This window comes from Enterobacter sp. EGD-HP1 (assembly GCF_000733275.2).
Taxonomy (GTDB): domain Bacteria; phylum Pseudomonadota; class Gammaproteobacteria; order Enterobacterales; family Enterobacteriaceae; genus Enterobacter.
Genome location: NZ_AVOP01000002.1, coordinates 68,343 through 86,495 on the forward strand (window position 1 = coordinate 68,343; position 18,153 = coordinate 86,495).

Sequence of the window (18,153 nt, forward strand, 5' to 3'; positions counted from 1 at the left end):
TGGAGAGTGGGAGCGGATGATAACGAAATGCGGGGGAAAAGAAAAACCCTCCCACCTGGCGGTGAGAGGGTGAAATTTTATGCTGCTACCAGGCTGTCGATCGCGGCTTTCGCATCGGTCTGCGCTTTGGTCGCCACTTCTGGACCGTAAGCGATGCCTTCCGCAAACACGAAGTTCACGTCAGTGATGCCGATGAAGCCCAGGAACAGGCTCAGGTACGGCGCAACCAGGTCGGTTGGGGTGTCTTTGTGGATGCCGCCACGGCTGGTCAGGACGATCGCACGTTTACCTTTCACCAGACCTTCAGGACCGTTCTCGGTGTAACGGAAGGTAACGCCAGCGCGTGCCACCAGGTCGAAGTAGTTCTTCAGCTGGGTAGGGATGTTGAAGTTGTACATTGGGGCGTTGATGACGATAACGTCGTGCGCCTGCAGCTCAGCAATCAGCTCGTCGGACAGGGCCAGCGCTTCCTGCTGACGTGGGCTCAGCGGAGCATCGCTTGGGCGCAGCGCGCCAACCAGTTCGCCGTCCAGCACAGGAATTGGGTTTGCAGCCAGGTCACGCACGGTGATTTCGTCAGCAGAATGCTGTTCACGCCACTGTTCAACGAAGTAATCAGACAGCTGACCAGACTGAGAGTACCCTGCCAGAATACTGGATTTCAAAACTAATACTTTGCTCATGGGTGATTCCTGTTGTTGCATTTGATTGAAGGGGGTTGCCCCGTTGCTTGTTGACACTCTATTCACAATCCTGCCACAGAGATAGCGCAATATATCGAAGCCTATGTTCGAATTTTTTGAATAAGGCGCGAAAGGCGTCAATGTGGTACTCTATAGCAATCATTAAAACGAGAGTTTATCAGGGCGTGTACTGCCCTTTAACGCTATGACAGAACAACAAAAATTAACCTTCCCGATGCTCCTGCAACAGCTTGATTCTCTGACGCTGCGCGATAAACAGCGCTTTGCGCGCCGTCTGCACGGCGTCAAGAAGGTTAAAAATCCTGATGCACAACAGGCCATTTACCAGGAGATGGCGAAAGAGATTGAACAGGCGGCAGGGAAGGTTGTGCTGCGCGAAGCCGCGCGCCCGGCGATTACCTACCCGGAAAACCTCCCCGTTAGCCAGAAAAAACAGGACATCCTCGAGGCCGTACGCGACCACCAGGTGGTGATTGTCGCGGGGGAAACCGGCTCGGGGAAAACCACCCAGCTGCCGAAAATCTGTATGGAGCTGGGCCGCGGTCTAAAAGGGCTGATTGGCCACACCCAGCCGCGTCGACTGGCGGCGCGCACCGTGGCGAATCGTATTGCCGAAGAGCTGCAGACGGAGCCGGGCGGCTGCATCGGTTACAAGGTGCGATTCAGCGACCACGTTAGCGATAACACCATGGTCAAGCTGATGACGGACGGTATTCTGCTGGCGGAAATTCAGCAGGATCGCCTGCTGATGCAGTACGACACCATCATCATTGACGAAGCGCACGAGCGCAGCCTGAACATCGACTTCCTGCTCGGCTACCTGAAAGAGCTGCTGCCGCGTCGCCCGGATCTGAAAATCATCATCACCTCCGCAACCATCGACCCGGAGCGCTTCTCGAAGCATTTCAACAATGCGCCGATTATCGAGGTGTCAGGTCGCACGTACCCGGTGGAAGTGCGCTATCGCCCGATTGTGGAAGAGGCGGATGATACCGAGCGCGACCAGCTGCAGGCCATTTTTGATGCCGTTGACGAGCTGGGCAACGAAAGCGCGGGCGACATTCTGATCTTCATGAGCGGCGAGCGCGAAATCCGCGATACCGCCGATGCGCTTAGCAAGCGCGACCTGCGCCACACCGAGATCCTGCCGCTGTATGCCCGCCTGTCCAACAGCGAACAGAACCGCGTGTTCCAGCCGCACGGCGGACGACGTATCGTTCTGGCAACCAACGTGGCGGAAACCTCGCTGACCGTACCGGGGATCAAATACGTTATCGACCCGGGCACGGCGCGCATCAGCCGCTACAGCTACCGCACGAAGGTCCAGCGGCTGCCGATTGAGCCGGTCTCCCAGGCTTCCGCCAACCAGCGTAAAGGCCGCTGCGGCCGCGTGTCGGAAGGGATCTGTATTCGCCTCTATTCCGAAGATGATTTCCTGTCGCGCCCGGAGTTTACCGACCCGGAAATTCTGCGCACCAACCTGGCGTCCGTTATCCTGCAGATGACCGCGCTGGGGCTGGGCGACATCGCGGCGTTCCCGTTTGTCGAAGCGCCGGACAAACGCAACATTCAGGACGGCGTGCGTCTGCTGGAAGAGCTCGGGGCGATTACCACCGACGAGCAGGCGACGGTCTACACGCTGACGCCGCTGGGCCGCCAGCTCAGCCAGCTGCCGGTGGATCCGCGCCTGGCGCGCATGGTGCTGGAAGCGCAAAAGCACGGCTGCGTGCGCGAGGCGATGATCATTACCTCGGCGCTCTCCATTCAGGATCCGCGCGAGCGTCCGATGGACAAACAGCAGGCGTCTGACGAAAAGCACCGCCGCTTCCACGACAAAGAGTCCGATTTCCTCGCCTTCGTAAACCTGTGGAACTATCTCGGCGAGCAGCAGAAAGCGCTCTCCTCGAACCAGTTCCGACGCCAGTGCCGCGTGGATTTCCTCAACTACCTGCGCGTGCGCGAGTGGCAGGACATCTACACCCAGCTGCGCCAGGTGGTGAAAGAGCTGGGCATTCCGGTCAACAGCGAGCCTGCGGAGTACCGCGAGATTCATATCGCACTGCTGACCGGCCTGCTGTCCCACATTGGGATGAAGGATGCCGAAAAGCAGGAGTATACCGGCGCGCGCAACGCCCGTTTCTCCATCTTCCCGGGTTCCGGCCTGTTCAAGAAGCCGCCGAAATGGACCATGGTTGCCGAGCTGGTGGAAACCAGCCGCCTGTGGGGGCGCATTGCCGCACGTATCGATCCGGAATGGGTTGAGCCTGTAGCGCAGCATCTGCTGAAACGCTCGTACAGCGAACCGCACTGGGAGCGCGCGCAGGGCGCGGTGATGGCGACCGAGAAGGTGACCGTTTACGGCCTGCCGGTGGTTGCCGCGCGGAAGGTCAACTACAGCCAGATTGACCCGGCGCTCAGCCGCGAGCTGTTTATCCGCCACGCGCTGGTGGAGGGCGACTGGCAGACGCGCCACGCCTTCTTCCGCGAAAACCTGAAGCTGCGCGCCGAAGTAGAGGAGCTTGAGCACAAGTCCCGCCGCCGCGACATTCTGGTGGACGACGAGGCGCTGTTTGAGTTTTACGACCAGCGCATCAGCCACGATGTTATCTCCGCCCGCCACTTCGACAGCTGGTGGAAGAAGGCCAGCAAAGAGACGCCGGACCTGCTCAACTTTGAAAAGAGCATGCTGATTAAGGAAGGGGCGGAGTCGGTCAGCAAGCTCGACTACCCGAACTTCTGGCATCAGGGCAACCTCAAGCTGCGGTTGACCTATCAGTTTGAGCCGGGTGCCGACGCGGATGGCGTGACAGTCCACATTCCGCTGCCGTTGCTAAACCAGGTTGACGAGAGCGGGTTTGAATGGCAAATCCCCGGCCTTCGCCGTGAGCTGGTGATTTCGCTGATCAAATCCCTGCCGAAACCGGTGCGCCGTAACTTTGTGCCTGCGCCGAACTACGCGGAAGCGTTTTTAGGCCGCGTCACGCCGCTGGAGCTGCCGCTGCTGGACGCGCTGGAGCGCGAGTTCCGCCGCATGACCGGGACGACCATCGACCGCGACGACTGGAACTGGGATCAGGTGCCCGATCACCTGAAAATCAGCTACCGCGTGGTGGATGATAAAAACAAAAAGCTGCTGGAAGGACGTTCCCTGAGCGAGCTGAAAGAGGCGCTAAAAGGCAAAGTCCAGGAGACGCTGTCTGCGGTGGCCGACGACGGTATCGAGCAGAGCGGGCTGCACATCTGGAGCTTTGGCCAGCTTCCGGAAAGCTATGAGCAGAAGCGCGGTAACTACAAGGTCAAAGCCTGGCCTGCGCTGGTGGACGAGCGCGACAGCGTGGCAATCAAACTGTTTGATAACCCGCAGGAACAGCAGCAGATGATGTGGCGCGGGCTGCGTCGCCTGCTGCTGCTCAACATCCCGTCGCCGATTAAGTATCTGCACGAGAAGCTGCCGAACAAGGCCAAGCTGGGGCTGTACTTTAACCCGTACGGCAAGGTGCTGGATCTGATCGACGACTGCATCTCCTGTGGCGTGGACAAGCTGATCCACGATGCGGGCGGTCCGGTCTGGACGGAAGAGGGCTTTGCTCAGCTGCATGAAAAGGTGCGCGCGGAGCTGAACGACACCGTGGTGGAGATTGCCAAACAGGTCGAGCAGATCCTCACCGCCGTGTTCAATATCAACAAGCGCCTTAAGGGGCGCGTGGATATGACCATGGCGCTGGGTCTGTCGGACGTGAAGGCGCAGATGGCGGGGCTGGTCTATCGCGGCTTCGTCACCGGCAACGGCTTCAACCGTCTGGGGGATACGCTGCGCTATCTGCAGGCGATTGAAAAACGTCTGGAGAAAATGGGCATCGACCCGCACCGCGATCGCGCGCAGATGCTGAAAGTGGAAAGCGTGCAGCAAGCGTGGCAGCAGTGGCTGAACAAGCTGCCGCCAGCCCGCCGCGATGATGAAGACGTGCAGGCGATCCGTTGGATGATCGAGGAGCTGCGCGTCAGCTTCTTTGCTCAGCAGCTCGGTACGCCGTATCCCATTTCGGATAAGCGTATCCTGCAGGCGATGGAGCAGATTTCCGGTTAAAACACTTGCCCGGTGGCGCTGCGCTTACCGGGCCTACGGGAGAATATGTAGGCCGGGTAAGGCGTAGCCGCCACCCGGCTGGTTATCGTTCTACAAACGCCAGCGTAAACCCATCCCATCCCTTAACCCCCACCGTTTGCAGCGCGGTGGCGGTTAAGCGCGGGTTATCCCCTATCATCTCAATAAAACGCCGCACGCCCTGTACGCGCGCGTCGTCGCTTTGCCCGTTAATCACTTCGCCGTCACGCACCACGTTATCGCCGATAATCACCGTGCCGGGGCGGGAGTAGTGCAGCGCCCACTCCAGATAGCCGGGGTTGTTTGGCTTATCCGCATCGATGAAGATCAGATCGAACGGCGGAACCTCGCCGAAATTCTCCAGCGAGCTCAGCGCCGGGCCTTCAATTAATTCAATGCGATCGTTAAGACCGGCGAGGTGAATATTCTGGCGGGCAACATCGGCATGCGTCGGGTCAGCCTCGAGCGTAACCAGCTTTCCGTCCGGCGGCAGGGCGCGCGCCATCCAGATTGAGCTATAGGCACCCAGCGTCCCGATCTCAAGAATGCGTCGTGCCTGCGTCATGCGCACGAACAGCGCCAGCAGCTGCCCCTGATTGGCCGCCACGTCGTGTTCGGGGAGCCCGGCGCGCTTGTTGTTTTCCAGTACCTGACTCAGTACGTCATCTTCAGGAATAAGCGAAGAAATCATGTAATTATCTACTGCAGACCATTTTTGTTGCATAGATTGACTCCTTGGGAGGGATTGCCGGGTGGCGGCTACGCCTTGCCCGGCCTACGGGGTGAAATATAGGCCCGGTAAGCGAAGCGCCACCGGGCAGGTTTTCAGGCACTGGCCCAGCCGCCGCCCAGCGCCCTGTACAAATCGATCTGTGCCAGCAGCAGACTATTTTTTACCTGCACGACGCTGGTCTGAACCGAGTACAGCGTGCGCTGCGCGTCCAGCACGTCCAGATAAGAGGAGTAGCCGTTGCGATTACGATTCTGCGCAATGCGCAGCGTCTCCTGCGCTACATTCTGCTGGGCAAGCAGCTCGGTCAGCTGTTCCTGATAGCGCGTAATCGCATCAAGGCTGTTGTTCACTTCGGCAAACGCGTTACGCACGGTTTTTTCATAGGCGTACAGCGCCTGGTTTCGCTGGGACTGGGAAATGTCCACCTGCGCATTCAGCGCCTGGCGGTTCAGCAGCGGGGCAAGAATACTGCCTCCGACGCTCCAGAGCTGAAGCGGGTTGTCCAGCAGGCCTGAAAGGGTACGATCCTGGACCGATCCGGTCGCGGTCAGGTTGATCGACGGTAGCAGGCTGGCGCGTGACGCGGCAAGCGAGGCGTCCGCCGCAACCAGCAGTCGTTCAGCCTGAACGATATCCGGCCGACGATTCAGAAGCGAAGAAGGCAGCTGTGACGGCAGCGACAGCGGCGTCAGTGCCGCGAAGCTTTCGCTGCGCACTACCGCGCCGGGATTGCTTCCCAGCAGCAGGCTCAGGGCATTCTCCTGCTGTGCAATCTGGTGTTGCAGCACCGGGACCTGCGCCCGCGTTGAGCGCAGTTCGGAATCCGACTGCATCAGCTCCAGACGCGAGCTGTAGCCCGTCTCAAACTGACGTTTCGCGAGGTTAAATGCCTCTTCGCGCGATTTCAGCGTGGATTCGGTCACGCGCAGCTGTTCGTCAAGCGAGAGCAGGGTGACATACCCGGATGCCACGGACGACGCGACGGTCAAATCCGCGGCGGCAGCGGCGGCTTTTTGCGCCTCCAGCGAGGCCTCGGCAGCATTGGCCGTGCTGCGGTTGACGCCCCAGATATCAACGTCATAGCTCGCCGTCAGGCTTCCTCTGTAGAGCGTGCCGTAGACCGGCAGCCCGGTCGCGGCGGATTGCGAACGGGCGCGCGTCCCGGTTACGCCCGCGTCAAGCGACGGAAACAGGCTGCCGTCGGCCGCAAAGACCCGCGCCTGATACTCGTTAATTCGTTCGCGGGCGATCAGCACGTCGCTGTTGTTCTTCAGCGCCCGATCCACATAGCGGTTGAGGTTGTTGTCATGGAAATTGCGCCACCAGAGCTGCTCCGCCGGGCTGGAAGGGCCGGCGTCAGCACGCCACTGGGCGGGAATTTGCAGCGTCGGCTGCGCCGGTTTGACGTCGACGGACTGGCATCCGGCGAGCATGACCGCCAGCACCAGACCGGCTATCGGGCGAAGGATCATGGCTTCGCCTCCCGCGTATCAATGGTCACCTGCACCGACATGCCCGGACGCAGCAGCGCGATCGCCTCTGGCTTGCCGAGCACCTCGATGCGCACCGGAATACGCTGGGCGATTTTGACAAAGTTGCCGGTGGCGTTGTCCGGCGTGATGGCGCTGAATTCAACCCCGGTTGCCGGCGAAATACTCTCCACGCGGCCCTGATACGCTTTGTCGTTCAGGGCATCGACGGTGAATTTGACAGGCTGACCGACGCGCAGCTCCGCAAGCTGGGTTTCTTTAATATTGGCAATAACCCAGTGCTGAGGTGGCACAAGGGTAGTGAGATGGGTCCCGGCGGTGACATACGCCCCGAGACGCACGGCAATCTGGCCGAGCTGACCGTCTCGCGGGGCCACAATACGCGTGTTTTGCAGGTCAATCTGCGCCAGCTCCAGCGCCGCTTTCGCGTTTTCGACATCCGCCTCCAGCGCACCGCGATTGACAATCACCGTCTGCAGGTCCTGACGCGACATCTCAAGCGTGGCTTTGGCCTGGTCGATATCGGCGCTGCCCTGGGCGGCGCTGGCCAGCGCCGCGTCGCGTTCGCGTACGGAAAGCGAACCGTCCGCCGCCAGATCCTTCACCCGCTTTAAATCCGCCTGCGTTTTCAGGCTCTGGGCGCGGGCATTTTTCAGCGCCGCGTCGTTTTTAGCGATCGTTGCTTCGGCGCTTTTACGCTGCTGCAGGTTGTTATTGAGCGCGGCAATTTTCATCGCCAGCTGTGCCTCGGCCTGATGCACGCGCTGACGATAGATGCGGTCATCAATCTGCAGCAGCAGGTCGCCTTTTTTAACCTGCACAAAGTCCTGAACCTTCACCTCAGTGATATAGCCATTCACCTGGGGGCTGATAAACGTCGTCTGACCGCGCACGTAGGCGTTGTCGGTAAACTGCGTGTGGCGGGTGAACGGCGGCAGCTGCCACGCATAAAGGATCACCAGTACGCCGACAATACCGATGGCAGCGGCGGTGAAAACGGAAACAATGCGCACATTTTTGCGGGTGTTGGCCTGCTCTTTGGCGGCATCCTGCTGACTCATAAACTCTCCAGAACTATTTCAATTATTTGTTGCCGGTGGCGTTCTTAAGCGCCATGCGGGCAGTGATGCGCAGGCGCAACAGGCGCCATAAAATCCAGACCAGCGTGGCGGCAGCAATGCTCGCCGTCAGCAGATAAGTATCGTTGTAAGCCAGAATGTTCGCCTCCAGCGTGGTGACCGTTTGCAGCTGCGTTATCGCCTGCGTTCCCAGCAGCGAACTGTCGCCAATCAGGCTTCGGTACATCTGGGTGTAAATCTGGATACGCTCGTTGACCAGCGGATTGAGCGTGGTGAGCTGGTCCGCCAGCAGGCTGGAGTGGTACTTCTCGCGCCAGGTCTGGAAGGTCCCGAGGATCGCGGAGCCCAGCAGGCCGCCGAGGTTCTGGCTCATGCCGAACATCACCGAGAAGCTGACCAGGTTGCGCGGGTCAGCGATCACCCCGCCAATGGCGGCCAGCATGGCGGGCGCCAGGAAGAAAGCGCTGCCGAAGCCCAGCAGGAACTGGCTTAGCATCAGCTGATCCGGCCGGGTCAGGTTGTTGGACTGGCTGTCCAGCAGCGAGGCAACAATCATCAGCGCCAGAGAGGTGATGATGGGCCACGCAAGTTTCGTTGGCTTGATGGTGAGACAGCTGGTGACGATCCCGCAGACGATCCCGGCGAAAATGGACCACGCCAGGTGGGTCATCTGCTCATTCTGTAACCCCACGTATTGCAGCCAGCCGATGACGCCGGTGTTTTGCTCTGCCAGCACGATACGGATCAGCAGCATAATCAGCCCCAGACGGATAATGCTGCCGCTCGACAGCCAGCGGGTGTTCAGCAGCGGGTTAGTGCGGTTATGTTCAAAGACGATGGCAGACACAATCAGCACCAGCGATAGCGCCAGCGACCAGCCGATCCACGGCGCCTCGAACCACCAGTCAAGACGGCCCAGGGAGAGTACGGCGCAGAGCAGGGCCATTCCGGGGGCCATTAAAAAGAAGGTGATGAAGTCTTTTTTCTCAAAGACCTTGCGCCTGTCGCCCGGCGGCAGTTTTAAGGCGATTACGCAGGCGAGGGAGATCAGCGCCAGACCCAGCTCGAAGAAATAGAGTCCGCGCCATTCGTCAAGCTGCAGCAGTTCGGTCGAAAACAGGCGGGCAAGTGGGATTGCGAGTGACGACCCGGTAATCCCGATGGTGAGCGCCTTCAGGCGGTGCTTCGCAGGCCAGGCCTGGATCTGATAGTAAATCCCCAGCGAGCTTAGCGCGGCGGCCACCATCCCATGCGCGGCGCGAACCATCAGCGCCGAGCTGAGATCGTTCACAAACAGATGGAAGAAGGTGACCAGCACGTACAGCACCAAAAAACCTTCGGTGAAGGCGCGCAGACCGTACTGCTGGCGGAACTTGACCAGCAGCAGGTTGATAGAGATGTTGGTCATCACGTAGACCGCGGGCAGCCAGGCGATTTCGGTCGACCAGGCCCCGAAGGTCCCCTGCAGGTTTTGCAGATTGGCGGTCACCACCGCATTTCCCAGCGCTCCCGTCAGGCACACCAGCAGGCCAACGACGCCGTAGGCAATACGTTTTGGGGTAGTGTGCTCGGGTGTGGAAGGCGAACCCAGCAGGGCGGGTTTCTCATGTGGCTGCCACTCGCGAGGAGCATAAGGGTCGCGTTCGGGCAGGCGCATAACGTCGTTTACCTTAGAAATAATTGAATAATTAGCGGGCTAGCGATTCTACGTCTGCCGCAAATGATAATTCAAGTGAATATGATTTACGCATGTTAATCAAATGTAGAAGGGAAGTTTAAGGAAAAAGAGCGGCCCGAAAATCGGGCCGATACTGGTCAGAGATGTTCGGGCTGCGCCTGCAGGTGGGACGCTCGCTTAACGCGGCTGGCGCAGAAAATCGCGATTAAGGAAATGACCACCGTGACGGCAAGATACCATGCCACCGGAACCCAGTCGCCGTCATATTTTGCCAGCAGTCCGGTGGCAATCAGCGGCGCGGTACCGCCTGCCAGCGCGGCACCCAGCTGATAACCGAGCGTAATGCCGGTGTAGCGTACGTTTGCACTAAAAATTTCAGAGCACAGCGTGCCGAGTACCGCCGTTACCGGTGCCCACAGCACGCCAAAGGCGATGCCCGTCGCAAGCACAATGCCCCAGGTTGTTCCGGTATTGAGCAGCATAAACCACGGCACGATAAACAAACCCAGGATGAAGACGCTCGCGGCATACATGCGTTGACGGCCAATTTTATCCGAGAGTAGCCCCATTAACGGGATCATCACCGTGGCCACCAGGGCTCCCAGCGTCACGGCTTCCAGCGCCTGCGATTTTTGATACGTCAGCGTCGTGGTGGCATAACTCACGACGAACGTCGAGAAGATATAGAACGGCGCGGTTTCTACCACCTTCAGACCGGCGGCAATCAGCACTTCGCGCCAGTGATGTTTCAGGGTATCGCGCAGAGGCGCTTTCGCCACCTGGCCCGATTGTTTTACCTTCTTGAAATCAGGCGTCTCGTCGATGTCCTTACGGATCCACAGCCCGAGCAAGACCAGAACCGAGCTCAGCAGGAACGGAATGCGCCAGCCCCAGGAGAGGAAATCCTCCTCGCTGAAAAGCGTCATCAGCGAGACGATAAAGGTTGCCATCAGCATGCCGATGGTCACGCCCGCCTGCGGAATGCTGCCGAAGAAGCCTTTACGTTTTTCGGGCGCGTATTCATAGGCCAGCAACAGCGCGCCGCCCCATTCACCGCCGATGCCCATCCCCTGAATGATACGCATCAGAATAAGCAGAGCGGGCGCCCACAGCCCAATCATCTCATACGTGGGCAGCAGGCCAATCATAACGGTTGCACCTCCCATCAAAGAGAGGGTCAGTACGAGCGTTTTTTTACGGCCGATGCGGTCGCCGATATGGGCGAAAAGTACCCCGCCAATGGGGCGAATAAAAAAGGTTAATGAGAAAGAGAGATACGAGAGAATGAGTCCGATCACCGGGTCGACCATCGGGAAAAAGATCTTATTAAAGACCAGCGCGGCCGCCGTACCGTAGAGAAAATAGTCAAACCATTCAATGGCGCTTCCGGTAAGGCTGGCGATTAACACCTTCTTATTTTTTCGTAATACCGTCGTCGTACTTTCATGCTCTGTCATGACCTGAAACCCCGCTACGTTGATATTGAGAGAGGTGCCACCTGGCGCGCTTCAGGTGCAACCCGTGATGATAAAAAAGGTTGTGAAATTGTTAAGCAACTTAGGGTTGGATGTTGTGTTTGGCAAGCGTAGGGGGGATAAAACTGGTCAGATCACGGTGAAATAAGCAGCGCTGGGTGCTTTGTCATGACGCCTGCACAATACAATGTTTTGTTAGGCTGGAAATCAAAAGCATAATAGGCAGGTGCAACCCGATGATTTTTGGATGTTTCTGGTTATTTCAGAAAAATGATAAATTCGGCGATTCAACAACGTGAGGAGTTCATCATGGTTCAGCCCCATTTTCCCCTTCTGGCGGATGCCACGCTGGCGGCAATTAATACTGTCGGCGTATGGCTGGCGCAGGACGAACTGAGCGCGACGCGTCAGGCTCCGGAGATTGATGCGGTGATTCTCGCTGGAAACGCGGTGATCCCGACCATTGAGGCTGCCTGCCGAATAGCCGCGCAGAGAGACGTTCCGCTCCTGATTAGCGGCGGTATTGGCCATTCAACCGCGTTTTTATATGCTGCCATCGGCAGTCATCCGCGTTATCACACCTTACAGGTCGAAGGGCGGGCCGAAGCGAGCATTCTCGCCGACATTGCGCGGGATTTCTGGCAGATCCCCGAGGCGCGTCTGTGGATTGAAGATCGCTCCACCAACTGCGGTGAAAACGCGCGCTTTAGCTGGAACATGCTGAAACAGCATCAGCGAGCAACCGGGCGGATGCTGGTGGTGCAGGATCCGACGATGCAGCGCCGTACGATGGCGACGTTTGCCCGCGTTTGTCAGGATGAACCCGCGTCACCGCAGTGGATAAGCCATCCCGGGTTTACGCCGATACTGCATAACGGCAACGAGGGCGTGGAGTTTAGCGCGGGCAATAGCGGACTGTGGCCCGTTGACCGCTACCTGTCACTGGTTCTGGGGGAGCTACCGCGGCTGTATGATGACGTTAACGGCTACGGCCCGGTCGGGCGCGATTTTATCGCGCACGTCGACTTTCCTGAGGCGGTGATTGCCGCGTGGAAACAGCTGCAGCAGGATCCGGTTCTCAAGGGGGCACGCAAAATAATCTAAGCACGGAACCATTCCCTCGCCCCATTGGGGAGAGGGTCAGGGTGAGGGGGGAAATCACAGCGCAGCAAACTTATCCAGCGTCCGCACCAGCTGCGTCACAAAACCGTACTCATTGTCATACCACGCGACGGCTTTCACCAGCTGCAGCTCTCCCGCTTCTGACACCTCCGTCTGCGTGGCGTCAAACACCGAACCATAGTGCGAGCCAATCACATCGGACGACACAATCTCTTCGTCGGTATACCCGAACGACTTATTGCCCTGCGTCGCCTTTTTCAGCGCGGCGTTGATCTCCTCAACGGTTACTTTCTTGCCGAGAATCGCCACCAGCTCGGTTACCGAACCCGTTTTAACCGGCACGCGCTGCGCGTGGCCCTTCAGCTTGCCGCTGAGTGCGGGGATCACCAGACCAATGGCTTTGGCGGCACCGGTGGTGTGGGGAATGATATTCTCTGCCGCCGCCCGTGAGGCGCGAAGGTCTTTCCCGCGCGGGCCATCTACCAGCGCCTGCGTACCGGTATAGGCGTGAATGGTGGTCATGGTGCCCACCTTGATTTCAAACGCATCGTTCAGGGCCTTCGCCAGCGGGGCGAGGCAGTTGGTGGTGCAGGATGCGACGGAAATAATGGTATCACCGGCGTCAATGGTGTCGTCATTCACGCTGTAGACGATGGTTTTCATGTCACCCGCAGGGGCTGAGATCAGCACTTTCTTCGCGCCAGCGTCCAGGTGCGCCTGTGATTTCTCTTCAGAGGTATAAAAACCGGTGCACTCGACGACGATATCCACACCTGCGGTTTTCCACGGAATGTGCTTCGCCTCTTTTTCGGCGTACACCGCAATGGTTTTACCGTCAACAATTAGCGCATCCTCGGTGAAATCCACGCTCCACGGGAAGCCACCGTAGTTAGAATCATGCCTGAGCAGATAGGCCAGCACTTTCGGGGAGGTGAGGTCGTTGATGGCGACGACGGTATTACTGTCCTGGGTTTCAAGAAGGCGACGAAGTACAAGGCGTCCAATACGTCCAAAACCGTTAATGCCAATTTTACTCATGGTGTTCTCCTGTAAACGTGTCGATGCGACAGTTTGAACTCATCCAGGCTTAGACCATCACGGGCAGGGCGGCAATTGAAGATGCTTCATGCGGGAGGAAGTATTTGAAAACCCATACAGAAAAGTTAATGAATTTTTAAGGAAAGGGGATTATGTTGGCGCGATAACTGTTTTTAATCGGGAAATGACATGCGCACTAAATATACAAGCCTGCAAATCGGCATCCACTGGCTGGTGTTTCTGTTAATCATCGTCGCCTACTGCGCCATGGAGTTCAAAGGTTTCTTCCCGCGCACCGCGCGCCCGGCGATCAATATGATCCACGTCTCGTGCGGTATCAGTATTCTGGTGCTGATGGTGACGCGTCTGCTGGTTCGCCTGAAATTCCGCGCGCCCCCGATTCAGCCGAAGCCAAAAGCAATGGTGACGGGGCTGTCTCATCTGGGGCATCTGGTGGTGTATCTGCTGTTTATTGCGCTGCCGCTGATTGGCATTGTGATGATGTATAACCGAGGCAGCGACTGGTTTGCGTTTGGCATGGTGATGCCGCATGCGGCGGAGTCAAATTTTGACCTGGTTGATGTGCTGAAAGAATGGCACGAGACGCTGGCGAACCTGGGCTATTTTGTTATTGGCCTGCACGCGGTGGCGGCACTGATGCATCACTATTTCTGGAAAGATAATACCCTTCTGCGCATGATGCCGAAAAAGCGTCAGTAATCTTTAACTCTTGCCGGGTGGCGCTGCGCTTACCCGGCCTACGATTCAGAACCGTTTGTAGGCCGGGTAAGCGCTAGCGCCACCCGGCTTATTTTTTTAACCCAGCAGCGCACGCTCTTCAGCCGTTAATGCCAGCGGCTGCGTTGACCCCGTCTCCGACGACGTCACCGCCGCTTCCAGCACGGCCATGACCGCCAGTGCCTCAACAGGGTGGACAGGGTTGGCGATTTTCCCGAGCAGCGCATCCCGTACGTTGACGTAATACTGGCGCTGATCGCCTTTCGGGGTAGGGATCGTCTGCGGCGCGCCGTCGGCCCCAAAGAAGACCATGCTGTCGCTGTCTTCGCCCCAGGTTTCACTGCCGGGAATCACCCCTGAGAGCAGCTGCGCTTCCTGCTGATCGATTCTGGCTTTCACCACGCTGCCCTTGTCCCCGTGGACGGTAAAGCGTGCCGTACCGCCAGCCACCAGCATGCTGGCGTGCAGAACAACCTTGTGCTCCGGGTAGTTTAAGACCACGTGCGCCCAGTCGTTTATTTCTGCACCGTCGCGCAGCGTCGCGATATTCCCCTGAACCGACTGCGGCAGGCCAAAGAGCTGCAGCGTCTGGTCAATCAGGTGGGGACCCAGGTCAAACCACAGTCCGCTCCCGGGGACGTTCTGCTCGCGCCAGCGCACGCGCACTTCCGGGCGGAAGCGGTCGATATGCGATTCCAGGTGTTTAACCTTGCCGAGCGTGCCTTGCTCAATAACCTGCTTAATGCCGAGGAAATCACTGTCCCAGCGGCGGTTGTGGAAGACGGAGAGCAGAAGCTGCTTTTCATCCGCCAGCGCAATCAGGTCGCGAGCTTCCTGCATATCGAGGGTAAAAGGCTTATCCACCACCACGTGTTTACCCGCGTTCAGGGCCAGCGTCGCCAGCGGGGCGTGCGTGGCGTTGGGGGAGGCAATCACCACCAGATCGATATCAGGATGCTGAATGGCCTCTTCCGGTGTCGCGACTACCTGTACATCCGGCAGATCGCGTTTAACCTTCTCTTCATCACGAGAAGAGACCACGGCCAGCTTAATCCCGTCCACCGACTGGATCAGCGGGGCATGGAAGGTTTTGCCGACAAATCCATACCCGATCAGCGCAATGTTAATTGTTTGAACGTTACTCATGACCTTCTCCACGTTAATTCGCGCATACCGTGACCTGCAATGCGCTATGGTCCCCAAGCTCAGGCCAGGGACGATCTAAAAAGAGTTGTTGAATACTGGATAACCCGGAAACCAGATACGGCTCGCAGCGGTTAATTTTCAGGTGATCGGCAACAATCCAGTGCGCGTGACTTGCGTCGAGCATCGCGCGTTTCACCTCGGCATCCGCTTCTTTACCGGCGCTCAAACCGAGTTCAGCATGAATGGCGCACGCCCCAAGAATGGCGATATCTGCCCGATAACGCGACAGCAAAGACAGCGTGGCGCTGCCGGCAAACAGCCGCTGCTTAGGGTCCCATTTCCCGCCGAGCAGGATCAGCTCAACGTCTTCCCGGTCGCTAAAATGTTGGGCGATATCCAGCGAGGGGGTAATGACGGTAAGCGGCCCCTGAAGAAAGGTGGCGACCGCCATCACCGTGCTTCCGGCATCCAGAAACAGGGTGGAGCCCGGCGGAACCTGCTGTGCGACCTCTTTACCCAGACGCTGTTTAGTCTCCGGCAGTAGCGTATTGCGGCCCTGACGGTTCATGGCGGAGAGGTTAAGCGCGATGGCTCCGCCGTGGTTCTTCTGCGCAAGGCCCTGCTTTTCCAGGTCGGTCAGATCCCGACGGATGGTATCTGCCGAAACCTTCAGCTTCTCAGCCAGGTCGGTGATGCTGGCCTGGCCTTGCTCACTGAGAAGATCCAGGACGTAGCGTTGACGAGCGGTTTTGTGCATGGGCGTACGTTCCTGCAAAATGTCGCAATAGTTTGCATAATACAGCATTTTGACGCAGAGAGAAGGGGAATGTCGTCAGAATAATGTGCAGCAGCGTGATGATTCAGATGGGTGATTATTAAGATTTTATTAAGCAGGTATAAGCAAGCCGTTTTGAATGTTAATCACAATGTTATTGTTATGTTTTATTTAACGATTTGGGTTATGTAACCAGTGTATCGTCATTGTATGGTGTTAAATTCTGTTTAATTTAAATTATTCAGGTTTTAATTGCTTTAATTAGTTTTTTAATGGTTTTTAATTTTAAATATACCTCTTAGGCTACGTAAATTGACACTTCTTTGAAAATCTTTGTGTCTGACCCGAGCTGAAATTAACGCAAAAATGTGCATAGAAAGAATTAAGAATTTTCCTTAGATAACAGGGGGTTTATATGTTTCATTTGAAAGGATACTTTAAGACTTTTGTCCAGAAACCCCATATTTTTTCTTACTTGTAACACCACATTAACATTGTGGCTGTAGTGGGCTATACCACATTTTGTTATGCTGCTAACCAGTTTAAGAAATAAGTAAATTCTTAATTGAAATAAGACACAAGCAGATCTCATCTCCAACGGAAATGGGTATGGGAAGTATTACCTAAAATCCAGCACGGTAGCTAAATAAGATATTTGTCTAATTATCTATACCTCTTTTTGGGTATTTGCTTGAGTATCACTCAGAGTCAGGGAGATAACATGACGATATTACGAAAGCCTATGTTATGCCGATTTACAGCAGCGCTGGCATTCATTTCATTAGCCATAAATACGGCGTACGGCAATAGTAATCAGGTGGGTATTGCCCCGGTGGCAACCACAACCTTAAAAGAAAGTATTCTTTTTGCTATCGATCGCGATCCGTCAATTAGTCAGCAGGCCGCGCAATTAGGTATTGGCCAGGCACAAATAGATGAGGCGCGCAGCGGCTGGATGCCGCAGATATCGCTGAACGGGAGTACAGGGCACAGCCAGACCACCGATTCCAGCGGGTCGCTGAAGAATTCAGCCGCATGGGGGCTGAGCCTGACGCAGCTGCTGTACGATTTTGGCAAGACCAATAACAGCATCAGCCAGTCTTCCGCCCAGCGCGATAGCTACCGCTATCAGCTGATGGGCACGCTTTCCGATGTGGCGGAAAAAACGGCGCTGAGCTATGTAGAGGTCAAACGCTATTCCGACCTGCTGCAGGCGGCAATAGATAATGTGCAGGCGCTCAAAAACGTCGAACAGCTGGCAAAGCTGCGCGCAGACGCGGGCGTGAGCTCCACCTCCGATGAGCTCCAGACCCGCACGCGTATTGCCGGCATGCAGGCAACGGTCGCGCAGTATAACGCCGCTTTAAACAGCGCGCGCGCAAGGCTGGCGGTATTAACCGGGATGCAGGCAGAAGCTTACTCGCCGGTACCTGAGAACCTCGCGGTAGAGCCAGATTCGCTCAACCGTATTGATTATTCGTTAATACCGGCGGTGATGGCCGCGCAGAACATGGAACGTTCTGCTCAGTATGGCGTGGAAACGGCGAAGTCCCAGCACTGGCCGACGTTAAGCCTGAAAGGGGGACGTACCCGTTACGAATCGGACAACCGTTCATACTGGGACGACCAGATACAGCTCAATATCGACGCACCGCTGTATCAGGGGGGCGCGGTTTCCGCTCGCGTTCGTCAGGCGGAAGGCGCACGGGCCATGGCCTCCTCTCAGGTCGATCAGGCACGTTTCGATGTACTGCAAAAAGCGTCCGTCGCGCAGGCTGACTGGACCGGCGCACGGGGAAGAATGGAGGCCGGGAAGCAACAGCTGGAAAATGCGCTGCGCGCCCGCGATGTTTATAAAAATGAATACACCCTGAGCAAGCGGAGCATTAACGATCTGCTCAGCGTTGAGCAGGATGTCTGGCAGGCCACTTCAGCGAAAATAATCGCTGAGTATGATGGCTGGAGTTCGGCAATTAATTATGCTTCCGCAGTTGATAATTTAATGCCGCTTATTGGAATAGAGAAAAACGCTGCCGCAAAATTACCCGATTTGAGTTAATAAAAGACGCG

Annotated in this window: 13 protein-coding genes; 4 read left to right on the top strand and 9 right to left on the bottom strand. The window is 57.0% G+C overall.

The window, feature by feature from the left end; translation table 11 throughout:
- Positions 1 to 77 precede the first annotated feature (77 nt).
- A complete protein-coding gene (azoR, locus tag N037_RS04330; RefSeq protein WP_008502313.1) occupies positions 78 to 683 on the bottom strand; it encodes an FMN-dependent NADH-azoreductase in 606 nt (201 codons plus the stop codon).
- Between the two features lie 205 nt (positions 684 to 888).
- Here azoR and hrpA point away from each other — a divergent pair, with 205 nt between their 5' ends.
- Positions 889 to 4,791: an ATP-dependent RNA helicase HrpA gene (gene hrpA / locus N037_RS04335; RefSeq protein WP_032639308.1), complete on the top strand. Its 3,903-nt coding sequence runs from the start codon at positions 889 to 891 to the stop codon at positions 4,789 to 4,791.
- Between the two features lie 82 nt (positions 4,792 to 4,873).
- On the opposite strand, the gene N037_RS04340 is transcribed toward hrpA, so the two are convergent.
- The 5 genes from N037_RS04340 to N037_RS04360 form a co-directional block, all read right to left on the bottom strand.
- A complete protein-coding gene (locus tag N037_RS04340) occupies positions 4,874 to 5,533 on the bottom strand; it encodes an O-methyltransferase (RefSeq protein WP_032639310.1) in 660 nt (219 codons plus the stop codon).
- Positions 5,534 to 5,634: 101 nt separating this feature from the next.
- Complete coding sequence (locus N037_RS04345) at positions 5,635 to 7,014, bottom strand: efflux transporter outer membrane subunit (RefSeq protein ID WP_032639312.1); 1,380 nt, start codon at positions 7,012 to 7,014, stop codon at positions 5,635 to 5,637.
- Entirely contained in the window at positions 7,011 to 8,093 is a 1,083-nt protein-coding gene (locus tag N037_RS04350; protein ID WP_032639314.1) for an HlyD family secretion protein, read from the bottom strand. Before N037_RS04350 ends, N037_RS04345 begins: the two co-directional genes overlap by 4 nt.
- Positions 8,094 to 8,115: 22 nt before the next feature.
- Positions 8,116 to 9,768: an MFS transporter gene (locus tag N037_RS04355; protein ID WP_032639316.1), complete on the bottom strand. Its 1,653-nt coding sequence runs from the start codon at positions 9,766 to 9,768 to the stop codon at positions 8,116 to 8,118.
- A 158-nt stretch (positions 9,769 to 9,926) separates the two neighbouring features.
- The gene (locus tag N037_RS04360; protein WP_032639318.1) at positions 9,927 to 11,246 is read right to left on the bottom strand and encodes an MFS transporter; all 1,320 of its coding nucleotides are present in this window, start codon (positions 11,244 to 11,246) and stop codon (positions 9,927 to 9,929) included.
- Positions 11,247 to 11,573: 327 nt separating this feature from the next.
- On the opposite strand from N037_RS04360, the gene N037_RS04365 reads away from it, so the two are divergent.
- Positions 11,574 to 12,368 (top strand): YdcF family protein, encoded by a 795-nt coding sequence (locus N037_RS04365; RefSeq protein ID WP_032639320.1) that lies wholly within the window; start codon positions 11,574 to 11,576, stop codon positions 12,366 to 12,368.
- Positions 12,369 to 12,422: 54 nt separating this feature from the next.
- On the opposite strand, the gene gap is transcribed toward N037_RS04365, so the two are convergent.
- Entirely contained in the window at positions 12,423 to 13,424 is a 1,002-nt protein-coding gene (gap, locus tag N037_RS04370; protein WP_023335634.1) for a type I glyceraldehyde-3-phosphate dehydrogenase, read from the bottom strand.
- 189 nt (positions 13,425 to 13,613) lie between these two features.
- Here gap and cybB point away from each other — a divergent pair, with 189 nt between their 5' ends.
- A complete protein-coding gene (gene cybB, locus N037_RS04375; protein ID WP_023335635.1) occupies positions 13,614 to 14,144 on the top strand; it encodes a cytochrome b561 in 531 nt (176 codons plus the stop codon).
- Between the two features lie 96 nt (positions 14,145 to 14,240).
- Here the strand turns inward: cybB and N037_RS04380 are convergent, their stop codons facing one another.
- Positions 14,241 to 15,308 (bottom strand): oxidoreductase, encoded by a 1,068-nt coding sequence (locus tag N037_RS04380; protein ID WP_023335636.1) that lies wholly within the window; start codon positions 15,306 to 15,308, stop codon positions 14,241 to 14,243.
- Between the two features lie 13 nt (positions 15,309 to 15,321).
- Positions 15,322 to 16,065, bottom strand: coding sequence for a DeoR/GlpR family DNA-binding transcription regulator (locus N037_RS04385; RefSeq protein ID WP_023335637.1), 744 nt, complete (start codon positions 16,063 to 16,065; stop codon positions 15,322 to 15,324).
- A 739-nt stretch (positions 16,066 to 16,804) separates the two neighbouring features.
- On the opposite strand from N037_RS04385, the gene N037_RS04390 reads away from it, so the two are divergent.
- Positions 16,805 to 18,142 carry a TolC family outer membrane protein gene (locus tag N037_RS04390; RefSeq protein ID WP_023335638.1) on the top strand — a complete coding sequence of 446 codons (1,338 nt, stop codon included), beginning with the start codon at positions 16,805 to 16,807 and terminating at the stop codon, positions 18,140 to 18,142.
- The last annotated feature ends 11 nt before the right edge of the window (positions 18,143 to 18,153 follow it).

Bases quoted from the DNA above. Each gene is read 5' to 3' on its own strand.
- N037_RS04355 (WP_032639316.1), bottom strand. From the start codon at position 9,768: ATGCGCCTGCCCGAACGCGACCCTTATGCTCCTCGCGAGTGGCAGCCA.
- hrpA (WP_032639308.1), top strand. From the start codon at position 889: ATGACAGAACAACAAAAATTAACCTTCCCGATGCTCCTGCAACAGCTT.
- N037_RS04345 (WP_032639312.1), bottom strand. From the start codon at position 7,014: ATGATCCTTCGCCCGATAGCCGGTCTGGTGCTGGCGGTCATGCTCGCC.
- N037_RS04365 (WP_032639320.1), top strand. From the start codon at position 11,574: ATGGTTCAGCCCCATTTTCCCCTTCTGGCGGATGCCACGCTGGCGGCA.
- N037_RS04340 (WP_032639310.1), bottom strand. From the start codon at position 5,533: ATGCAACAAAAATGGTCTGCAGTAGATAATTACATGATTTCTTCGCTT.
- N037_RS04360 (WP_032639318.1), bottom strand. From the start codon at position 11,246: ATGACAGAGCATGAAAGTACGACGACGGTATTACGAAAAAATAAGAAG.
- N037_RS04390 (WP_023335638.1), top strand. From the start codon at position 16,805: ATGACGATATTACGAAAGCCTATGTTATGCCGATTTACAGCAGCGCTG.
- N037_RS04380 (WP_023335636.1), bottom strand. From the start codon at position 15,308: ATGAGTAACGTTCAAACAATTAACATTGCGCTGATCGGGTATGGATTT.
- cybB (WP_023335635.1), top strand. From the start codon at position 13,614: ATGCGCACTAAATATACAAGCCTGCAAATCGGCATCCACTGGCTGGTG.
- gap (WP_023335634.1), bottom strand. From the start codon at position 13,424: ATGAGTAAAATTGGCATTAACGGTTTTGGACGTATTGGACGCCTTGTA.
- N037_RS04350 (WP_032639314.1), bottom strand. From the start codon at position 8,093: ATGAGTCAGCAGGATGCCGCCAAAGAGCAGGCCAACACCCGCAAAAAT.
- azoR (WP_008502313.1), bottom strand. From the start codon at position 683: ATGAGCAAAGTATTAGTTTTGAAATCCAGTATTCTGGCAGGGTACTCT.
- N037_RS04385 (WP_023335637.1), bottom strand. From the start codon at position 16,065: ATGCACAAAACCGCTCGTCAACGCTACGTCCTGGATCTTCTCAGTGAG.